The sequence below is a fragment of the Ruegeria sp. HKCCD6119 genome (assembly GCF_013110585.1).
Taxonomy (GTDB): domain Bacteria; phylum Pseudomonadota; class Alphaproteobacteria; order Rhodobacterales; family Rhodobacteraceae; genus Ruegeria.
The window spans coordinates 1-16,168 of the sequence record NZ_WVQV01000008.1; the positions used below are offsets into that span (position 1 = coordinate 1).

A 16,168-nucleotide genomic window follows, 5' to 3' on the forward strand; every position below is an offset into this window, starting at 1 on the left:
CACCTTCTTCCTTGCGGCGCTTCTGCATCGCCCAAGCCAACGAGGCCTCGACCGGCGAGGTGCTCTGGTCGATGTCATTGCCATAGAGGCACAGCCCGGCCTCAAGCCGCAGGCTGTCGCGCGCGCCCAGACCCGCCGGTTCGCACTCCTCATGCGCCAGGAAGGCCCGTGTGATCTCGATCGCCTTATCCTCGGGGATCGAGATCTCGTACCCGTCCTCGCCGGTATAGCCCAGGCGCGAGATACGGCATTCAACGCCGTTGATATCGGCCACGGTGGTTTCCATGAACTTCAGATCGCGGGCAGCGGGGCAGAGTTCCCCGACTACATCTTCGGCCTTGGGGCCTTGCACGGCCACCAGCGCGCGGTCGAAGATCTCGGTCACCTCAACCCCGTCCAGATTGTCGCGCATATGCGGAATGTCCTGATGGCGCAGCGCCGCGTTCACCACCACAAAGTAGTGATCCCCCGCATTCGACACGATCAAATCGTCCATGATCCCGCCTTCGGCATTGGTGAAGAACCCGTACCGCGCCTTGCCTTCCTTCAGCGTCGCATAGGCCTGCGGGCACAGAGCTTCCAGCTTCTCACCCACATTCTCACCGCGCAGGATCACCTGACCCATGTGAGACACATCAAACAACGCCGCCTTCCCCCGGCACTGCTTATGCTCTCCCATGATCCCCAAAGGATACTGAACAGGCATCTCCCAACCCGCAAAATCAACCATCTTGCCGCCAAGCTCGACGTGAAGGTCATACAAGGGCGTGCGCTTCGGTGTGGTCATGATCCGGTCAACTTCCGATTATCCAAAGGTCAAAATGCATAACCGTCAGTCTGCCCCAAGCCGCATAGAATGCAATGATTCCACCCGGTTTTTAGTGAAACACCGATCCGTAGAAGAGGCGGTATACAGACGCATGCACCATGAATGTTCCTATAGGAAACTTTTTTCCGTTAGGCAACAATCCTTGTTTCCATCGCGTGAATTCCCTGGCGTCCGACCGGATACCAGAGGGAAGGATTTCACCGTCGATACATACCTTCTTCGGGATTTCTCGGCGCAAAGTGACGTTCAGACAGAGAGGGACCGCACCGCACGCACCAGAACTTCGAGCCCGGCAATCAAATCGACCTCTGCCGTATCTTCTGCAAAATCATGGCTGATACCGTCGATCGAGGGCGTGAACAGCATCGCGACCGGCATCAGGCGAGACACATTGGTGGCATCGTGCAAGGCCCCCGAGGGCATCCTGCGCCACCGACCCGGTGCGACCTGTTCTGCACCGCGTTCAAGAGCGCAGCGCAAGGTCGGATCCATGGCAACGGGATCCAGCCCCAGCATGGGGCCGTAATCCAAGCTCATCCCCATTTGCTCAGCGGTTTCTTGTGCTGTCGCCCGAATGATCTCCTCCATCCGGGCCAAACGGTCTGCATCAGCATCGCGCCATTGCATCGAGAACCGAACCCGTCCCGGCACGATGGACGAAGCGTTTGGATGCAGGTTGACCCGCCCGATGGTCCAGACCGTCTGCGGCGTGACGACATTGCGAAACCTCTCATTGAGCCGGGTGTTGAACAGGGACAGGGCCTGAAAGGCGTCGCGGCGCAGGTGCATGGGGGTGGTGCCGGCGTGATTCTGCTGACCTTCGAATGTGATCGACATATCGCGGATGCCAACGATATCGGTGACGACTCCGATTTGGTCTCCGGACGCGTCCAGAGAGGGGCCCTGTTCGATATGCATCTCTATGAAGCCATTGAAACGGGACGGGTCCACGAATCCGTGGGACAGATCTGCCATGGACGATCGGGCCTGGCCAAAGCTGACGCCCGCCCCATCGGTCAACACATCGGCTTTTTCCAGAGACAAACCGCCCGACCAGACAGCAGAACCTGTGGTCACGCCAAACCGCCCCTCTTCGTCCTGAAAGCTGACAACTGAAATGGGACGGTCGACGGAACGTGCAACTTCCAGTGCGGCGATGACGCCAAGGGCGCCGTCCAGCCAACCGCCTTCGGGCTGACTGTCGGAATGTGATCCCATCAACAGCGAAGGGCCGGACGCCAATCCGAACAGGTTTCCCACCGGGTCAAACTGCGGAGTCAGGCCTGCTTCACGCATACGTCCGGCAAGCCACTGGCGCGCAGCGATATCCGCGTCGGAATAGGCAGGGCGGACAACCCCCTTGCCCACTCCTGCGGCACCAAATGCACGCAACTTATGCAGGTCGGTCAGAAAACGCGTGTGATCGACGGTCATATACCCCTCCGGAGGTTTGTTCGGGGCGAACCATAGCCAGAAACAGAAAAGGAGCGAGGTTTTTTTCGACAGGCGTGAAACCCCTCTGGCACCAGAGGGGAACCTGCCCTAAGACTTCGGCGCAAGAGGGACCGACATGTCACATATCACATTGGTGCGTCACGGGCAGGCAAACACAACGGCGCGGGACGAGGCAAGTTATGACAGGCTCAGCGACTTGGGGCATCAGCAGGCGCGTTGGCTGGGGGCGCATCTGCGCGACACCCGCAGCCACTATGCCCGGGTCTATTGCGGCACCCTGACCCGTCACGCCGAGACAGCGGACAGCATGGGATTGCACGATCCAATCCGTGACGCGCGACTGAACGAGATCGAGTATTTCACGCTGGCGCAACTGTTCGAGGACCAACACGGCGTCGCGATCCCCACCGACCGCGAAGGTTTCGTCGAACACCTGCCCAGAACATTTGCGGCCTGGGCCAATGGCGAAATCAAGAACCCGCCGGAAACCTTCGAAGAATTCGAGACGCGCGTGCGCGACGCGCTGCACGAGATCGGGACCGAGGGCGGACCGGCCATCGTCGTGACCTCGGGCGGGTTGATTTCGATGGTGGTGCGGCAGGCGATGGGGTTGGATATCCCGTCAATGGCACGGGTGGCCCTTGCCATCATGAACACGTCGATGCATCGTCTGCATCCGATTGGCGCTCAGCTGAGCCCGGTTCTTTTCAATGCCGTTCCGCATCTGGAAGCCCCTGATCGGCAGTTCGCGCAGACCCACCTGTAACCAGATCGGAGACGCCTGATGCAGCTCTACTATGCACCCCGAACCATCTCGGTCGCTGTCGCGATCGCACTGGAAGAGGCCGGGCTGGAATACGAAGCGATCAAACTCGACTTCGCCGGGGGCGAACAGACGAAACCAGCTTACAAGCAAATAAACCCCAAAGGCCGCGTTCCGGCGCTGGTGGTGGATGGCGGCATCCTGACTGAAACCGGAGCCCTGCTGGAATTCGTTGCGGCCAAGGCCCCCGAGGCCGGGCTGGTGCCGGCTGATCCGGTGATGGCTGCCCGGATGCGCGAAGTGATGTTCTACCTTGCCTCGACCATGCATGTGAACCACGCGCACAAGCTGCGCGGGCACCGCTGGGCCGACAAGAAATCCAGCTGGAAAGACATGAAAGACAAGGTCGCGCAGACGATGACCGCGTCCTGCGATTATATCTCGTCGAACGGCCTGCGTGGTCCATTTGTGCTGGGCGAGGCGTTCTCGCTGGCCGATGCCTATCTGTATGTGGTGTGCAGCTGGCTGGAAGGCGATGGTGTGGACGTTTCGGCCTTTCCCAAAATCGTCGCCTTCCGTGAGGCGATGGAGGCACGCCCTTCGGTTCAGGCAGTGCGTGCTGCCGGAATGCTCTGACAAAAGGAAATAAGATGACACATCTCTGGGTCCGGGCAGAACAGCGCCCGAACGAAGAACGGGTTGGGCTGACGCCGGAAGGTGCCGCCGCGCTGATCGCGGCCGGCATCCGCGTGACGGTCGAGGAAAGCCATGCCCGCGCCATTCCACTGGACGGCTACAAGGAAGCAGGCTGCGAGATCGCGCCCGAGAATTCCTGGCCCGAGGCCCCGCTGGACGCGATCATCTTCGGCCTCAAGGAACTGCCCGAAGACGGTACACCCCTGCCCCACCGCCACATCATGTTCGGCCATGCCTTCAAGGGCCAGCATTCGGGCCGGGCTCTGCTGGAACGGTTCAAGGCGGGCGGCGGCACGCTATATGATCTGGAATACCTTGTGGATGAAGATGGTCGCCGGGTCGCCGCATTCGGCTATTGGGCAGGCTACGCGGGCGCGGCGGTGACGCTCAAGACCTGGGCGGCGCAGCAACGGGGCGAGATCTGCGGCCCTGTCGGCGTCTATCCCGGCAAGGACGCGCTGAACGCCGAACTTCTGGCAGAATTGGACGCCACAGGCGCGCCCCGGCCCCGCGCCATCGTCATCGGAGCTTTGGGCCGTGTAGGCACCGGCGCCGCAGACCTGTGTGAGGCGATGGGCGTCGCGGTCACCAAGTGGGACATGGCCGAAACCGCGCGCGGTGGGCCTTTCCCGGAAATCCTCGACCTTGATCTGTTCCTGAACTGCATCTTCGCGCGCCCCGGAACGCCTGTCTTCGTCCCGCGCGAGGCACTGACCGCCCCGCGCAAGCTGACCGCCATCGGTGACGTGGCCTGCGACCCGGACAGCGATTACAACCCGGTGCCCGTCTATGACCGCGCCACCACGTGGCAAGAACCCGCCCTGCGCGTGGCCGCCGACCCGGTGATGGACGTGATGGCGATCGACAACCTGCCGTCGATGCTGCCGGTCGAAAGCTCGGAAGACTATGCCGCGCAACTGCTGCCGTCCTTGCTGACTCTGACCGATCTGGACAGCGGTGTCTGGGGTCGGGCAGAAGCAACTTACAAAACGCATATTGAAGGACTCTGAACGATGACCATTCATTGGTGTGGCACCGGCCTCTCGGCCATTCCCGGCCTGCGTCGCCTGATCGAAGGCGGCCACAAGGTCACCGTGTGGAACCGGACCGTCGACAAGGCCAGGGCCGAGGTCGGAGACCTGACCGACGACATCCGCGCCTTCGACATCGACGCGCTTGGCGCCGTACTGGAGAAGGGCGATGTGATCGTCTCGATGCTGCCGGGCGACTGGCATGTACCGCTTGCGGACCTGGCGATTTCGAAACAGGCCAATTTCGTCTCGTCCTCGTATATCGCGCCCGAGATGCGCGCGCTGGACGACAAGGCGCGCGACGCCGGCGTCGCACTGGTCAACGAGGTCGGGCTGGACCCGGGCATCGATCACCTGATGGCGCATGCGCTGGTGGACGACTACCGCGCCTCCGACGCCTTCGACCCGAAAAACCACCTGAGCTTCATTTCCTATTGCGGCGGCATTCCCAAGAACCCCAACCCGTTCCGCTATAAATTCAGCTGGTCGCCGCTGGGCGTGTTGAAAGCGCTGCGGTCGCCGTCGAAATCGATCCGCGATTACGCGCCGCTGGACGTTGCCCGCCCCTGGGATGCGATCAGCAGCTATGTCGCGCCGCTGCCCACACCGGAGAGCTTCGAGGTCTATCCGAACCGCGATTCGATACCCTTCATGGCGCAATACCATTTCGAGGATCACTGGCCGGTCAAGGAATTCGTCCGCGGCACGCTGCGTCTGAACGGCTGGGCCGACGCGTGGTCGGATGTGTTCACCGAGATCGAAACCCTGTCCGGCCCGGAAGGGGATGCGCGTCTGAAAGAGATGTCGGACCAGTTCTGGGAGGAAAACGCCTATGACGAAGGCGAGCCTGATCGTGTTGTGTTGTGCGTGGGATTGAAGGCCGAGAAAGACGGCGTCGAAGTCTGGCACAAGACCTATGTCATGGATGCCTGGGGCGACGAGCGTGGCACGGCGATGGCGCGTCTGGTGTCGATTCCGGTCTCACTCGCGGTCGAGGCCGTATTGAACCGCGCCATCCCGGCCGGTGTTCACGCGGCCCCCAGCGATCCAAAGCTGGTGCAGGGATGGATGGGTGAAATCGACAAGCTGGCCCAGCATCTGCAAATCGTCGATCACACGGCCTGAATGCAAAAAAGCCATTCCAGACTGCCTGGAATGGCTTTCATTGTTCCACTTTACGCATGTTGTCCTCGTTCGGGTTTCCCTCACCCGGACTTCAGATATACCGCTGGATGGTATCTTCGATATCACTGCGGTTGATGCCCAGCTCGGACAACTGATGATCGGTCAAAGCATTCAGATGCTGGGCTGCGCGGACAATATCAGGGCTGATCGAACGGATTCGCATGGCACGATCGAACAGCAAAAGCGCGCTGGCGGCCGGAGCCGGTTGGTTGGTGGGCGGTACGACGTCGAACATTCTGGTAACCTCGCTAACATGCTTTTGGGGATTGTCTCAGTTCACGCTGAATGCTTGATCACTGCCGGTATGGCTTGTTGTGATACACACTTTCATATGCGCGTCTTTTGATCTGATCCCGCTGGATGCCGATGTCGGCCAGTTGTACGTCATCAAGCTTTTCCAGATCCCGCACGGTTTTCGAAAAAATCCGGCGGCGGAAATGCTCGACCTTTGCTTCTGCATAGTTTGAAAACAGACCGTCAAGCAGGCCACCCCGGCCTTCGAATGTTTGTGTATGTGCCATGTCTTTCTCCTCCTGAACTCAATGTCTTTGTCTTCATGACATCAGATTTGGGAAGGCTGCCTTAACGTTGCCAAACCGGTTCATTAAGGTTTGTTAAGACTGTATTGGAGGGAAAGTTCGGGCTGGACCGGCGCGTTAATTGCAAACTTCGATCCAGGCCCGCGACATGTCTTTTCAGTGGCGGATCAAAATAATGCGAATATCGACCCGTCGCAGAAACCGCCCCTTTGCAGGCAAGTCACATCAGATCGTTTTCAACGTCCTCGGCTGATATCCCCAGCGCGTCCAGACCGTTCTCAAGGTGGTCTGACATGTGCGGAGTGCCGATCAGGTAGTCGGCACAGGGGGTCGAGGCCTCGGCCTTGGCAGTGGCAATCGCTTCGGCCAGATCCTCGGCGAAAAAGCTTTCGCGGCCGATCCACATGATGGCAACCAGTTCGGCTTGCTCGTCTTCGCTCATACGTTCGATGAAGGCGCGCATTTCACCTTCTGCCCGGTTCAGCTCGCGCCCCATCATGGCAATCTGAGCGACCTTTCTTGCCGATATTTCCAACATGCATCAGCTCCTCGTGTTCGCGGTTGTTGTGCCATCACAATCACCGAACGGGGGGCGAGTCTTTGATCTTACGCAAACAACGGCCCTCGTTCCGCGCACGCGAAATCGGCCGGTCCGGTACCGGTTGCCTACGAAACGGGCGAAAGGTGGCTTTTTTCAACCACAGCCTGAAAGCCTGCCAGACGATCAGTGCAAAGGTTCTCCGGGCGCCGAATGGCCGCCGCAGCAAGGACCACAGAATCACGCGGTTCGTCAGGGGTTGCCGCGGGCCGGTCAGCGTCGCGATCAGCCCACCATCAGCGCGCCCGTAATCAATCCAGACACCGACGCGATCCGCGCGATAGTCGAAGCGGAACGTATAGCTGCCTTCGATTTTCTGAAACGGTGAAACATGCATCAGCTTGTCCGCCACCACCCTGTCAGTCGGTTCGATGACCGAGAAATCGGGTTTGTGACACAGGTAACTGTGACGGGTGCCATAGGTATTGGTGACCTCGGCCACCACCGCATAAAGGTGATCGCTGTCGTCAAAACAGAACCAAAAACTGACGGGATTAAAAACGTGCCCCAAAACGCGCGGTTGCGTCAGCAACTTGAAACGCGCCGGTTGTTGCACCGACATTTCATCAAATCGCGCGCGGAGCCACTGGGCCCCTTCCCCGTGACCCGGCTCTCCCCCATGGTCGGTGGTGCGCCAGTTCGTGACATTCGCGCGATCAACCGAAAACAGCAAAGGGGTGTCCAGCTCTGCTTCGGGGTCCAACAGGATGTAATCGACCGAGTATCGGAATGCGTTTTCAATCGCACCCTTGCGCCCGTGATAGGTATGACCCGCGATATGGTCTATTTCCTGCGTCATCCGCTGCTTTCTGGCCTTCCCGTAAACGCCTTGAACTGCACTGATTTCCCTCAGATGGTGGCAATTCTGATACGGCAATTTGCACAATTTGGATCATAATGTCCCGATAAAGTGATCCGGCTTGGGGAACGCGCCGTAATGAGGTTATGTTTACCGAGATCGATACCGTGACCTTGGACGAACCTGCGGCTGAACCGGCCGCCCTTCAGCCTCGGCGCGAAAAGAAACGCATCAAGGGTAGACGGGTGAACGGAAGTAACGGCGGGCGCGAGACCAGAACCGAATGGGTGGATCACGTCAGGCGCATCCGCGACGCGCAGGACCAGGCGGCATTTGCCGAACTGTTCCAGCACTTCGCGCCACGGATCAAGGCGTTCCTGATGAAGTCAGGATCAGACGCCACGATGGCCGAGGAGTGTGCGCAGGAGGTGATGGCGACCTTGTGGCACAAAGCCCATCTGTTCGACCCGGCGCGGGCAACAGTGGCTACTTGGGTATTCACGATTGCTCGGAACAAGCGCATTGACGTTCTGCGAAAGCAACGCCGCCCTGAACCCGAAGAATTGTGGTGGGGTCCCGAGGCCGAGCCTGAGCAGGACGATGTCATCGCGCTGCAACAGGAAACCGCGCAGCTTCGCACCGCTTTGACAGCGTTGCCAGACGCGCAGAGAGAACTGATCGAAAAGGCGTATTTTGGTGATCTGAGTCACCGCGAAATTGCGTCTCAGACCGGGTTGCCCCTGGGAACGATCAAATCACGAATCAGGCTGGCGCTGGACCGCTTGCGCCATGCAATGAACTGAGATGAGTATGATGAGTAAGTCGATCAAACATCACCTGACAGATGACCTGCTGATGGCATACGCAGCAGGCAGTCTGCCCGAGGCATTCGACCTGATGGTCGCGACGCATCTGTCGCTCTGCGACCATTGCCGTGCGCGGGCGGAAAGTTACGATGCCGTAGGTGGGCATGTTCTGGAGGAACAGACTGTATCCATCGCCATGAGTGATACATCTCTGGCCGCGACTATGGCGTTGATCTCCAAAGGTGCGCCAGCGGCCAAACCGGCGCGTCCGAACTGTTCGGTATTGCCGGCCCCGTTGCAGGATTATGTCGGCGGTACGGTTTCAGATATCCGATGGAAACCGATCGGCATGGGTGTGAAACAGGCCATTCTGCCGACCACAAGCGAGGCCTCGGCCCGGTTGCTGTTCATTCCAGCCGGAACGGCTGTACCAGATCATAGTCACAACGGTATAGAATTGACGATGGTGCTTCAGGGCGCATTCTCGGACGAAGTGGATCGCTTCGCCCGTGGCGACGTCGAGATCGCGGACGAGGATTTGGAACACACGCCTGTGGCGGACATTTCGGAAGATTGCATTTGTCTGGCGGTTACGGATGCACCGTTGAAATTCACCAAGCTGATGCCGCGCCTGTTCCAACCCTTCCTGCGCATCTGAAATTGCCCGCGAGGGCCGCGAGCGGCGTGTTTGAAAGGAATGATCATGTTCGCAAGACTTGCTGTATGCGCCCTTCTCGTTGCTGTCGCGCCCGTCGTATCGGCCCAAATGTCGGCCGAGGTTCAGTTTCAGCCCGGCAATTTTGGCACCATGGTCAGCGGAACCATCTCAGGAGATGAGTACTTCGACTATTCGCTGGGCGCCAAAGCCGGGCAGGAGATGTTTGCCGATCTTCAGGTCAGCGACACCAATGGTAACGGCGTGATCTATTTCAACATCCTGCCGCCGGGCAGCGACGGTGTGGCGATTTATAACGGGTCGATTGACGGCAATACGGCTCGGATCACCCTGCCCGACGATGGAGACTATACGATCCGCGTCTATCTGATGGGCAATGACAGGGATACCGGAAAAACCGTGGGGTACAATCTGGACCTGTCCATCCAGTAGATTTCAACCTTCGTGACGAGCAAGGGGCACAACGCCGTTTTCGGCCTTGGTCTCGATTTCTTCAAAGTCGAAATTGTCCAAACGCTGCGCGCGGCGGCCAGCCTTTTCGGCGCTGATCTTGATTTCCGAGATATCCTTGGCCGCCTGCCCGAAATGACGATCCAGGTTCGAGACGCGATCACCCAGGCGGTCCACATCCTTGTGCAGCAACCCCAGCTCTTTGCGGATCGCGCCGGCCTGTTCGCGCATACGCGCGTCTTTCAGGATCGCCCGCATGGTATTCAGCGTGGCCATGCACGTCGTCGGGGACACGATCCAGACCCGCGCGGCGAACCCTTCACGCACGACATCAGGCAGACGCGCGTGCAGTTCGGCGTAAATCGCCTCGGAAGGTACGAACATCAAGGCGCCGTCCGCGGTTTCCCCGTCCAGGATGTATTTTTCGGAAATCGCCTTGATATGCACTTTCACCGCAGCGCCGAAGGCCCGCAGGCATCTCTCGACATCCGCCTTCGTCTGCGCAGCGGCCAACGCCTCGAAATCCTCCAACGGGAACTTTGCGTCGATCACGATCGGTCCCGGCGGGTTCGGCAAGTGAATCAGGCAATCCGCCCGCCTGCCGTTCGACAAAGTGGCTTGCAACGAATAACTGTCAGCGGGCAGCGCCTTGGACACGATATCGTTCAGCTGGATTTCCCCGAACATCCCGCGCCTCTGCTTGTTTGACAGGATATCCTGCAAAGACAGCACATCGCCTGACAGTTTGGTGATATTGTCCTGTGCCTTGTCGATGGCGGCCAGACGTTCCTGCAATTGGGTCAGCGAGGTCGCCGTCTGTTTCGACGAGCCATGCAACGTTTCTTTCATCCGTTCCTGCATCTCGGCCAGCGCACGCGCCGATTTCATCGCATTATCCGCCAACCGGTCATTCATCTGTTGCTGGACCGAAGCCAAACGCGCCTCGACCGTCTGAATCACCTGCATCTGCGCGTTGGCCTGAGTGTCTGAGACATGCTGAAGCCCGCCGCGCAACTGTTCTTGCCCCTGGCCCAGTTGCTGAACATGCTGACCCAGATGCGCCATCTGCCGCGCCAGAGGTTCCGCCATCCGGGCCGAGCGGTTGGCCGCCCGCAACGAAAGGAACAGCAGCAGCAGAATCAACGCCACCACGCCACCCACGGTCAGTATCACGGGATCATTCAACGCCATCTCAGTGCCTGCAATCTGGATCATGGGGGTCAGTTTGTTCTCGTTTTGTTTCTATCTTTTTAAACCGTGTTTGAAACCAGATCAACTGCGTCCGAACAGGCGTTCGATATCGCTGAGTTTAAGTTCCACATAGGTTGGTCGCCCATGGTTGCACTGGCCGGAATGCGGCGTCGCCTCCATCTCGCGCAGCAGGGCATTCATTTCCTCGGCCCGCATTCGACGGCCGGATCGGATCGACCCATGGCAGGCCACCCGGCTGAGGATCGCCTCGATCCTTGCCTGCACCATCTGGCTTTCACCCTGATCGGCGAGTTCATCCAGGATGTCGAGGATCATGGCGCGCGCATCGACTTCGCCCAGAATGGCGGGGGTTTCGCGTACGGCAATGGCGCTTCCGCCGAAGGGCTCGATGGTCAGGCCAAGGCGCGTCAAGTCATCTGCGACGGCCATCAGGCGGGCGCAATCCCCGTCGGACAATTCCACGATTTCCGGAATCAGCAGGGCCTGCGCCGCGACGCCATTCTCGGCCATCTGCGTTTTCAGCTTCTCATAAACCAGCCGTTCATGTGCTGCATGCTGATCTACGATCACCATGCCATCGGCGGTCTGGGCAATGATGTAATTCTCGTGCACCTGTCCGCGGGCTGCACCAAGCGGCAGATTCTGCGCCTGAGGCTGCTCCTGCATCTCGGCGACCTGCGCAACCGGGGTCGGCTCGACAATGCTGCCGCTATAGTCATTGGCCAGCTCGGCAAAACCCGGAGCCTGCGCGCGATACGCCGCCGTGCGCGCGGCAGGCGACGGACGATCCATCTGGTAAACCCGCGCCGGAGCAGGCTGTGCAGGTTCTGGCCGCATCGCGCCCAGCGTCGCATTCGCCACGGTCGAGGATGCCCTGTGCCCGGCTTCCGCCAAAGCATGACGCAGACTGGACACGATCAGCCCCCGCGCGACGCCGGGATCCCGGAACCGAACCTCGGATTTCGCGGGGTGGACGTTCACGTCAACCAGCGTGGGGTCGCAGTCGATGAACAACGCCGCAGCCGGGTGGCGGTCGCGGCTCAGGAAATCGAAATAGGCCGCCCGCAGCGCGCCGGTCAGCATCTTGTCGCGCACGGGGCGTCCATTGACGAAAAGATACTGTGTTACGGCAGCCCCCCGCGAGTAGGTCGGCAGGGCGGCATAGCCGTACAGCCGGATGCCATCACGCGAGGCATCAATCTGCAAAGCGTTTTCTGCGAATTCGCGCCCGATCACGCGGGCCAGTCGGGCGTGGAGCGCATCAAACAGATCTCCGTTCTCGCGATCCGCGCGGAAGGTCACGCGACCCTCTCCGCCGCCGGATACATCCCGCAGAGCGAATGTCACGGAAGGTTCGGCCATGGCCAGCCGTTTCACAATATCGGTGATCGCCTGCCCCTCGGCCCGGTCCGTGCGCATGAATTTCAGGCGGGCCGGTGTGGCGTAGAACAGATCGCGCAGTTCGACCACAGTCCCCGCGCGCAGGGCGGCGGGTTTGACCGCATCCATCTTGCCACCCGCGACGTGCACCTGCGCCGCATCCGCGCCGGGAACACGGCTGGTGATGGTCAGACGCCCAACAGCACCCAAGGATGGCAGCGCCTCGCCCCGAAAGCCGAAAGTGTGGATGTTCAGCAGGTCCGAACCGTCAATCTTTGACGTGGCATGGCGGGACAAGGCCAGCGGCAGATCTTCCGCCGCGATACCGCAGCCATCATCCGTGACCCGGATCAGGGTCTTGCCGCCATCCGCGATATCGATGGCGATCCGCGTGGCCCCGGCATCGATTGCATTCTCGACCAGTTCCTTGACCGCCGAGGCCGGTCGTTCCACCACCTCACCAGCCGCGATGCGGTTGATTGCGGCATCGTCGAGCTGCCTAATTACGGGGCGTTTTTCGCCGATATTGGGGTTTGTCTGCGCCATACCCCTACACCTAGCATAGTCGCGCACGATTCTGCCACCGGTTTGAACCGCAGATTCTAAAAGAGAGGGGGCGCCCGGGTATCCGCGAACGAGAACTCATTCCGGATCACCCGGACGTGCCAAGTGAGTGGTGTGTTTCAGCTAATTTGTGAGACCGCATGTATCACGCACCTGTCGGAAAATCTGTTTAAGATTCTCGGGCTCAGTTTCTTGGCAGAGATTGGCCGATGACGTGTGGGCCTGTGTGGCGAAAAAATGCCTGATCAGGCAGATATGCGCGCACCGATCCTGCCCCGGCAGGGTCCGAACATCGCTGCCGCCGCAAGAATCAGGCCTGACATCGTGGCGATCATACCCGCCGCGCTGACGGCATCCGCGCCGCCCAGCCACAGCGGGCCATAACCTGCCAGCACATAGCCCGACACCGCCGAGGCAATGGCGAACACAACGCTCCAGGCGATCTGCGCTTCCAGCCGGTTGGTCAACATCCGCGCCGCGGCAGGCGGGCAGATGAACATGGCGATCACGATGATCGAGCCCACCGCGTCAAAGGCCGCCACCGCCGCGATGGCCGCGGTGATGACCAATGACATGCCCAGAACGCCGGTGCGAATGCCAATGGTCCGGGCAAAGCCTTCGTCGAAGGTAGAGATCTTCAGCGGCCGCCAGAACAGCCAGGTGAACAAAGACACACCGAGCAGTGTCAGCGCTATGCGGGGTAATTCCGGGGGCAGCCCGGACAGCGCCTCTGTGTCCAGCAAGGACGACCATCCGGTGGCGTCCAGCCAGATCAGGCTTTCGAGATTGCCGTAAAGCGCATGTTCCACATCCAGATGCACCGTCGACGTATCCGTCTGCTCAAGCAGCAGGACGCCCACAGCGAACATGGTGGTAAAGACCACGCCCATGGCGGCCCCGGGTTCGATCTGACCCAATCGGCGAATGGCTTCGATCAGCACCACGGCCACAACGGCAGCGCCTGCCGCGCCCAGCATCATCGGCCAGGTCGATATCGTCCCTGTGATCAGAAACGCCACGACGATACCCGGCAGCACCACATGGCTGATCGCGTCTCCGATCAATGCCTGTTTGCGCAACACCAGAAAATTGCCGGGCAACGCGCAGGCAATGGCCGCAAACGTACCGATCAGCAACGGTGTCAGAGACAGAGGGACAAATTCTTCACCACTCATACCGGCACCCCCATTGGCCCGCCGATGCGGCGGTCTATCTCGGCGATCTGGTCGCGGGTCAGGACGGTTTCGATGTCCCGTAACCCGTCATAAAGCGCGGCTGTTGCCTCATGCGCCTGATCTGCGCGCACGATTTCCCAGCGCTTTTCGTCCCGCAACGCCTTGGCCGCGCGGGCTTTGCCGATATCGGTCGCAACGCCGTCCGCGCGCACCAGCCCAGCGCGGCGCAGCAAGCGCAGGGTCAGGGGCTCGTAGATCTTTTGCCCCTGCGCCAAGGCCAAAAGACCCTGACGAATATGCACCCGACGCTGAAAGCGTAAATGGCGCAGCACCGCCGCCAGAACGCCACGTATCGGTGCCAGAAACAAAGACACGACAAAAAAGGCAAAGCTGACCAGAACGATAATCGGCCCGGTCGGAAGGTTTGGCGCCGAGGCCGAAATGGCCGCGCCAATGTACCCCGCCAACCCGCCGGCCAATCCCGCAAGCAGAACCACATGGTCCGAGCGTTCGGACCAGAACCGCGCGGTCACGGCGGGAATGATCAGCAAAGCCACGATCAGAATCAGACCTACGATTTTCAGGCCGACCACGGTCACGGCCATGACCAAACCCATCATGGCCAGATCGATCCTGTGCACCGGCAACCCGCGTGCTGCGGCATATTCAGGATCGAAGGCCACAAGAATCATCGGGCGACGAATGATCATGACCAGCAGCAGCGTCGCAGCGCCGCCGACCGCAATGATCATCGCATCAGCCCAGAGCATCCCGGCAGTGGACCCCAAAAGGAAGCCTTCCAGCCCGGCCTGACGGCCTACGCCCATCGTCTGAATGACCGTCAGCAACACGATGCCAAAGCCGAAGAAGACCGACAGGACCGCTCCGATGGCGGCATCTTCGGCCAAACGCGTGTGACGCGTCAGCCAGTTCATGCAGAGAAGGCCGATCCAGGCCGAGATGGCCGATCCTGCCAACAGGCCCAGCAGGTTGCGCCCGTCTCCTCCCAGTGCGACCAATACCATGAAAGCCAGACAGACGCCCGGCAGGGTTGCGTGGCTGATTGCGTCACTGACCAAAGCGCGCTTGCGCAGAAACAGAAACGTCCCCGTCACACCGGCTGAAACACCCAGCAAAGTTGCACCGATGGCGACCAGCGTGGCGTTGTAGCCAAGTTGCAGGGTCAGAGCATCCCAAAGCATGCGTTACCCCAGCGCGCGCGATATCTGATCGATCTGCGCGGTTGCCAGTCGACCCCCATATGCTGATTGCAAGGTTTCCGCCGTGAAGGCCTCGGCCACTGGTCCCTCGGCCACCTTGCGGGTGTTGATCAGGAAGACATGGTCGAAATAATCGGTCACGGTCGCAAGGTCGTGATGCACCACGACAACCGTCTTGCCCGCCTCTTTCAGGGATTTCAGCACCGAGATGATGGCTTTCTCGGTGGCGGCATCGACACCTGCAAAAGGTTCGTCCAGAAGATACAGATCCGCGCCCTGCGCCAGCGCGCGCGCCAGAAAGACACGTTGTTGCTGCCCGCCGGATAGCTGCCCGATCTGGCGATCCGCGAAATCCCGCATTCCCACACGGTGCAAACAATCCATCGCGCACGCCTTGTGGCGGGCACGCACGCGGCCCAGCAAGCCAAGTTCGCGCGACAGGCCCATCAGAACCACGTCGATGACACGCGTTGGAAAATCCCAATCCACGCTGGCACGCTGAGGAACATAGGCAATGCGCGCGCGCTGCGTGTCCAATGGCTGGCCAAACACGGTCACTTGACCTGACAAAGGGGAAACGATGCCAAGCGCCGCCTTGAGCAATGTGGATTTCCCGGCCCCGTTCGGCCCGATGATCGCCGTCATCGCCCCGGGCTGTACGGTCATGTCGACTGAAAACACCGCAGGTTTCTGCCCGTATGAAACCGTCAGGCCGCGCAGGGCAAGGGGGCTGTCGGCCAACCCCTTGTCACCCACGGTCACGCCTTCATTGCTGATCAGGCCCAGCATC

18 protein-coding genes are annotated in these 16,168 nt (G+C 60.2%); 7 read left to right on the top strand and 11 right to left on the bottom strand.

Annotated elements, in window-relative coordinates; genetic code table 11:
- The coding region (gene gcvT / locus GS611_RS15855; protein ID WP_171637470.1) for a glycine cleavage system aminomethyltransferase GcvT at positions 1–790 on the bottom strand (790 nt) is incomplete at its 3' end.
- A 285-nt stretch (positions 791–1,075) separates the two neighbouring features.
- Positions 1,076–2,263, bottom strand: a complete 1,188-nt coding sequence (locus GS611_RS15860) for a Zn-dependent hydrolase (RefSeq protein WP_171637246.1) — start codon at positions 2,261–2,263, stop codon at positions 1,076–1,078.
- A 136-nt stretch (positions 2,264–2,399) separates the two neighbouring features.
- On the opposite strand from GS611_RS15860, the gene GS611_RS15865 reads away from it, so the two are divergent.
- From GS611_RS15865 to GS611_RS15880, 4 genes are read left to right on the top strand one after another with little or no spacing between them, the layout of a single operon-like run.
- On the top strand, positions 2,400–3,050 hold the full coding sequence (locus GS611_RS15865; protein ID WP_171637248.1) for a histidine phosphatase family protein: 651 nt from the start codon (positions 2,400–2,402) through the stop codon (positions 3,048–3,050).
- Between the two features lie 18 nt (positions 3,051–3,068).
- Complete coding sequence (locus GS611_RS15870; protein ID WP_171637250.1) at positions 3,069–3,683, top strand: glutathione S-transferase family protein; 615 nt, start codon at positions 3,069–3,071, stop codon at positions 3,681–3,683.
- Between the two features lie 14 nt (positions 3,684–3,697).
- On the top strand, positions 3,698–4,753 hold the full coding sequence (locus tag GS611_RS15875; protein ID WP_171637252.1) for a saccharopine dehydrogenase: 1,056 nt from the start codon (positions 3,698–3,700) through the stop codon (positions 4,751–4,753).
- 3 nt (positions 4,754–4,756) lie between these two features.
- A complete protein-coding gene (locus GS611_RS15880; protein ID WP_171637254.1) occupies positions 4,757–5,899 on the top strand; it encodes a saccharopine dehydrogenase family protein in 1,143 nt (380 codons plus the stop codon).
- Positions 5,900–5,990: 91 nt separating this feature from the next.
- Here the strand turns inward: GS611_RS15880 and GS611_RS15885 are convergent, their stop codons facing one another.
- The 4 genes from GS611_RS15885 to GS611_RS15900 all read right to left on the bottom strand — a co-directional run bounded on the left by GS611_RS15885 (position 5,991) and on the right by GS611_RS15900 (position 7,895).
- Positions 5,991–6,194 (bottom strand): DUF1127 domain-containing protein, encoded by a 204-nt coding sequence (locus GS611_RS15885; RefSeq protein WP_152459347.1) that lies wholly within the window; start codon positions 6,192–6,194, stop codon positions 5,991–5,993.
- 58 nt (positions 6,195–6,252) lie between these two features.
- Entirely contained in the window at positions 6,253–6,480 is a 228-nt protein-coding gene (locus tag GS611_RS15890; RefSeq protein WP_171637256.1) for a DUF1127 domain-containing protein, read from the bottom strand.
- Between the two features lie 238 nt (positions 6,481–6,718).
- The gene (locus tag GS611_RS15895; protein WP_117871872.1) at positions 6,719–7,036 is read right to left on the bottom strand and encodes a DUF3775 domain-containing protein; all 318 of its coding nucleotides are present in this window, start codon (positions 7,034–7,036) and stop codon (positions 6,719–6,721) included.
- Positions 7,037–7,076: 40 nt separating this feature from the next.
- Positions 7,077–7,895 carry a DUF1365 domain-containing protein gene (locus tag GS611_RS15900; protein WP_171637258.1) on the bottom strand — a complete coding sequence of 273 codons (819 nt, stop codon included), beginning with the start codon at positions 7,893–7,895 and terminating at the stop codon, positions 7,077–7,079.
- A gap of 146 nt (positions 7,896–8,041) precedes the next feature.
- Here GS611_RS15900 and GS611_RS15905 point away from each other — a divergent pair, with 146 nt between their 5' ends.
- The 3 genes from GS611_RS15905 to GS611_RS15915 are packed head-to-tail and all read left to right on the top strand — an operon-like array spanning position 8,042 to position 9,809.
- On the top strand, positions 8,042–8,698 hold the full coding sequence (locus GS611_RS15905) for a sigma-70 family RNA polymerase sigma factor (RefSeq protein ID WP_171637260.1): 657 nt from the start codon (positions 8,042–8,044) through the stop codon (positions 8,696–8,698).
- A gap of 10 nt (positions 8,699–8,708) precedes the next feature.
- On the top strand, positions 8,709–9,359 hold the full coding sequence (locus tag GS611_RS15910) for a ChrR family anti-sigma-E factor (RefSeq protein WP_171637471.1): 651 nt from the start codon (positions 8,709–8,711) through the stop codon (positions 9,357–9,359).
- Positions 9,360–9,404: 45 nt separating this feature from the next.
- On the top strand, positions 9,405–9,809 hold the full coding sequence (locus GS611_RS15915) for a hypothetical protein (protein ID WP_171637262.1): 405 nt from the start codon (positions 9,405–9,407) through the stop codon (positions 9,807–9,809).
- Between the two features lie 3 nt (positions 9,810–9,812).
- On the opposite strand, the gene GS611_RS15920 is transcribed toward GS611_RS15915, so the two are convergent.
- From GS611_RS15920 to GS611_RS15940, 5 genes are all read right to left on the bottom strand, one after another.
- Entirely contained in the window at positions 9,813–11,042 is a 1,230-nt protein-coding gene (locus GS611_RS15920; RefSeq protein ID WP_171637263.1) for a DNA recombination protein RmuC, read from the bottom strand.
- Between the two features lie 57 nt (positions 11,043–11,099).
- Positions 11,100–12,965, bottom strand: coding sequence for a DNA mismatch repair endonuclease MutL (gene mutL, locus GS611_RS15925; protein ID WP_171637265.1), 1,866 nt, complete (start codon positions 12,963–12,965; stop codon positions 11,100–11,102).
- Positions 12,966–13,228: 263 nt separating this feature from the next.
- A complete protein-coding gene (locus GS611_RS15930) occupies positions 13,229–14,158 on the bottom strand; it encodes a metal ABC transporter permease (protein ID WP_171637268.1) in 930 nt (309 codons plus the stop codon).
- Complete coding sequence (locus GS611_RS15935) at positions 14,155–15,360, bottom strand: metal ABC transporter permease (protein WP_170346667.1); 1,206 nt, start codon at positions 15,358–15,360, stop codon at positions 14,155–14,157. The genes GS611_RS15930 and GS611_RS15935 overlap by 4 nt, the downstream gene beginning before the upstream one ends.
- A 3-nt stretch (positions 15,361–15,363) precedes the next feature.
- A complete protein-coding gene (locus tag GS611_RS15940; RefSeq protein ID WP_152459357.1) occupies positions 15,364–16,167 on the bottom strand; it encodes a metal ABC transporter ATP-binding protein in 804 nt (267 codons plus the stop codon).
- Between the last annotated feature and the right edge of the window lies 1 nt (position 16,168).

Coding starts and splice junctions, on each gene's coding strand:
- GS611_RS15860 (WP_171637246.1), bottom strand. CDS start 2,263: ATGACCGTCGATCACACGCGTTTTCTGACCGACCTGCATAAGTTGCGT.
- GS611_RS15865 (WP_171637248.1), top strand. CDS start 2,400: ATGTCACATATCACATTGGTGCGTCACGGGCAGGCAAACACAACGGCG.
- GS611_RS15870 (WP_171637250.1), top strand. CDS start 3,069: ATGCAGCTCTACTATGCACCCCGAACCATCTCGGTCGCTGTCGCGATC.
- GS611_RS15875 (WP_171637252.1), top strand. CDS start 3,698: ATGACACATCTCTGGGTCCGGGCAGAACAGCGCCCGAACGAAGAACGG.
- GS611_RS15880 (WP_171637254.1), top strand. CDS start 4,757: ATGACCATTCATTGGTGTGGCACCGGCCTCTCGGCCATTCCCGGCCTG.
- GS611_RS15885 (WP_152459347.1), bottom strand. CDS start 6,194: ATGTTCGACGTCGTACCGCCCACCAACCAACCGGCTCCGGCCGCCAGC.
- GS611_RS15890 (WP_171637256.1), bottom strand. CDS start 6,480: ATGGCACATACACAAACATTCGAAGGCCGGGGTGGCCTGCTTGACGGT.
- GS611_RS15895 (WP_117871872.1), bottom strand. CDS start 7,036: ATGTTGGAAATATCGGCAAGAAAGGTCGCTCAGATTGCCATGATGGGG.
- GS611_RS15900 (WP_171637258.1), bottom strand. CDS start 7,895: ATGACGCAGGAAATAGACCATATCGCGGGTCATACCTATCACGGGCGC.
- GS611_RS15905 (WP_171637260.1), top strand. CDS start 8,042: ATGTTTACCGAGATCGATACCGTGACCTTGGACGAACCTGCGGCTGAA.
- GS611_RS15910 (WP_171637471.1), top strand. CDS start 8,709: ATGAGTAAGTCGATCAAACATCACCTGACAGATGACCTGCTGATGGCA.
- GS611_RS15915 (WP_171637262.1), top strand. CDS start 9,405: ATGTTCGCAAGACTTGCTGTATGCGCCCTTCTCGTTGCTGTCGCGCCC.
- GS611_RS15920 (WP_171637263.1), bottom strand. CDS start 11,042: ATGATCCAGATTGCAGGCACTGAGATGGCGTTGAATGATCCCGTGATA.
- mutL (WP_171637265.1), bottom strand. CDS start 12,965: ATGGCGCAGACAAACCCCAATATCGGCGAAAAACGCCCCGTAATTAGG.
- GS611_RS15930 (WP_171637268.1), bottom strand. CDS start 14,158: ATGAGTGGTGAAGAATTTGTCCCTCTGTCTCTGACACCGTTGCTGATC.
- GS611_RS15935 (WP_170346667.1), bottom strand. CDS start 15,360: ATGCTTTGGGATGCTCTGACCCTGCAACTTGGCTACAACGCCACGCTG.
- GS611_RS15940 (WP_152459357.1), bottom strand. CDS start 16,167: ATGCTGGGCCTGATCAGCAATGAAGGCGTGACCGTGGGTGACAAGGGG.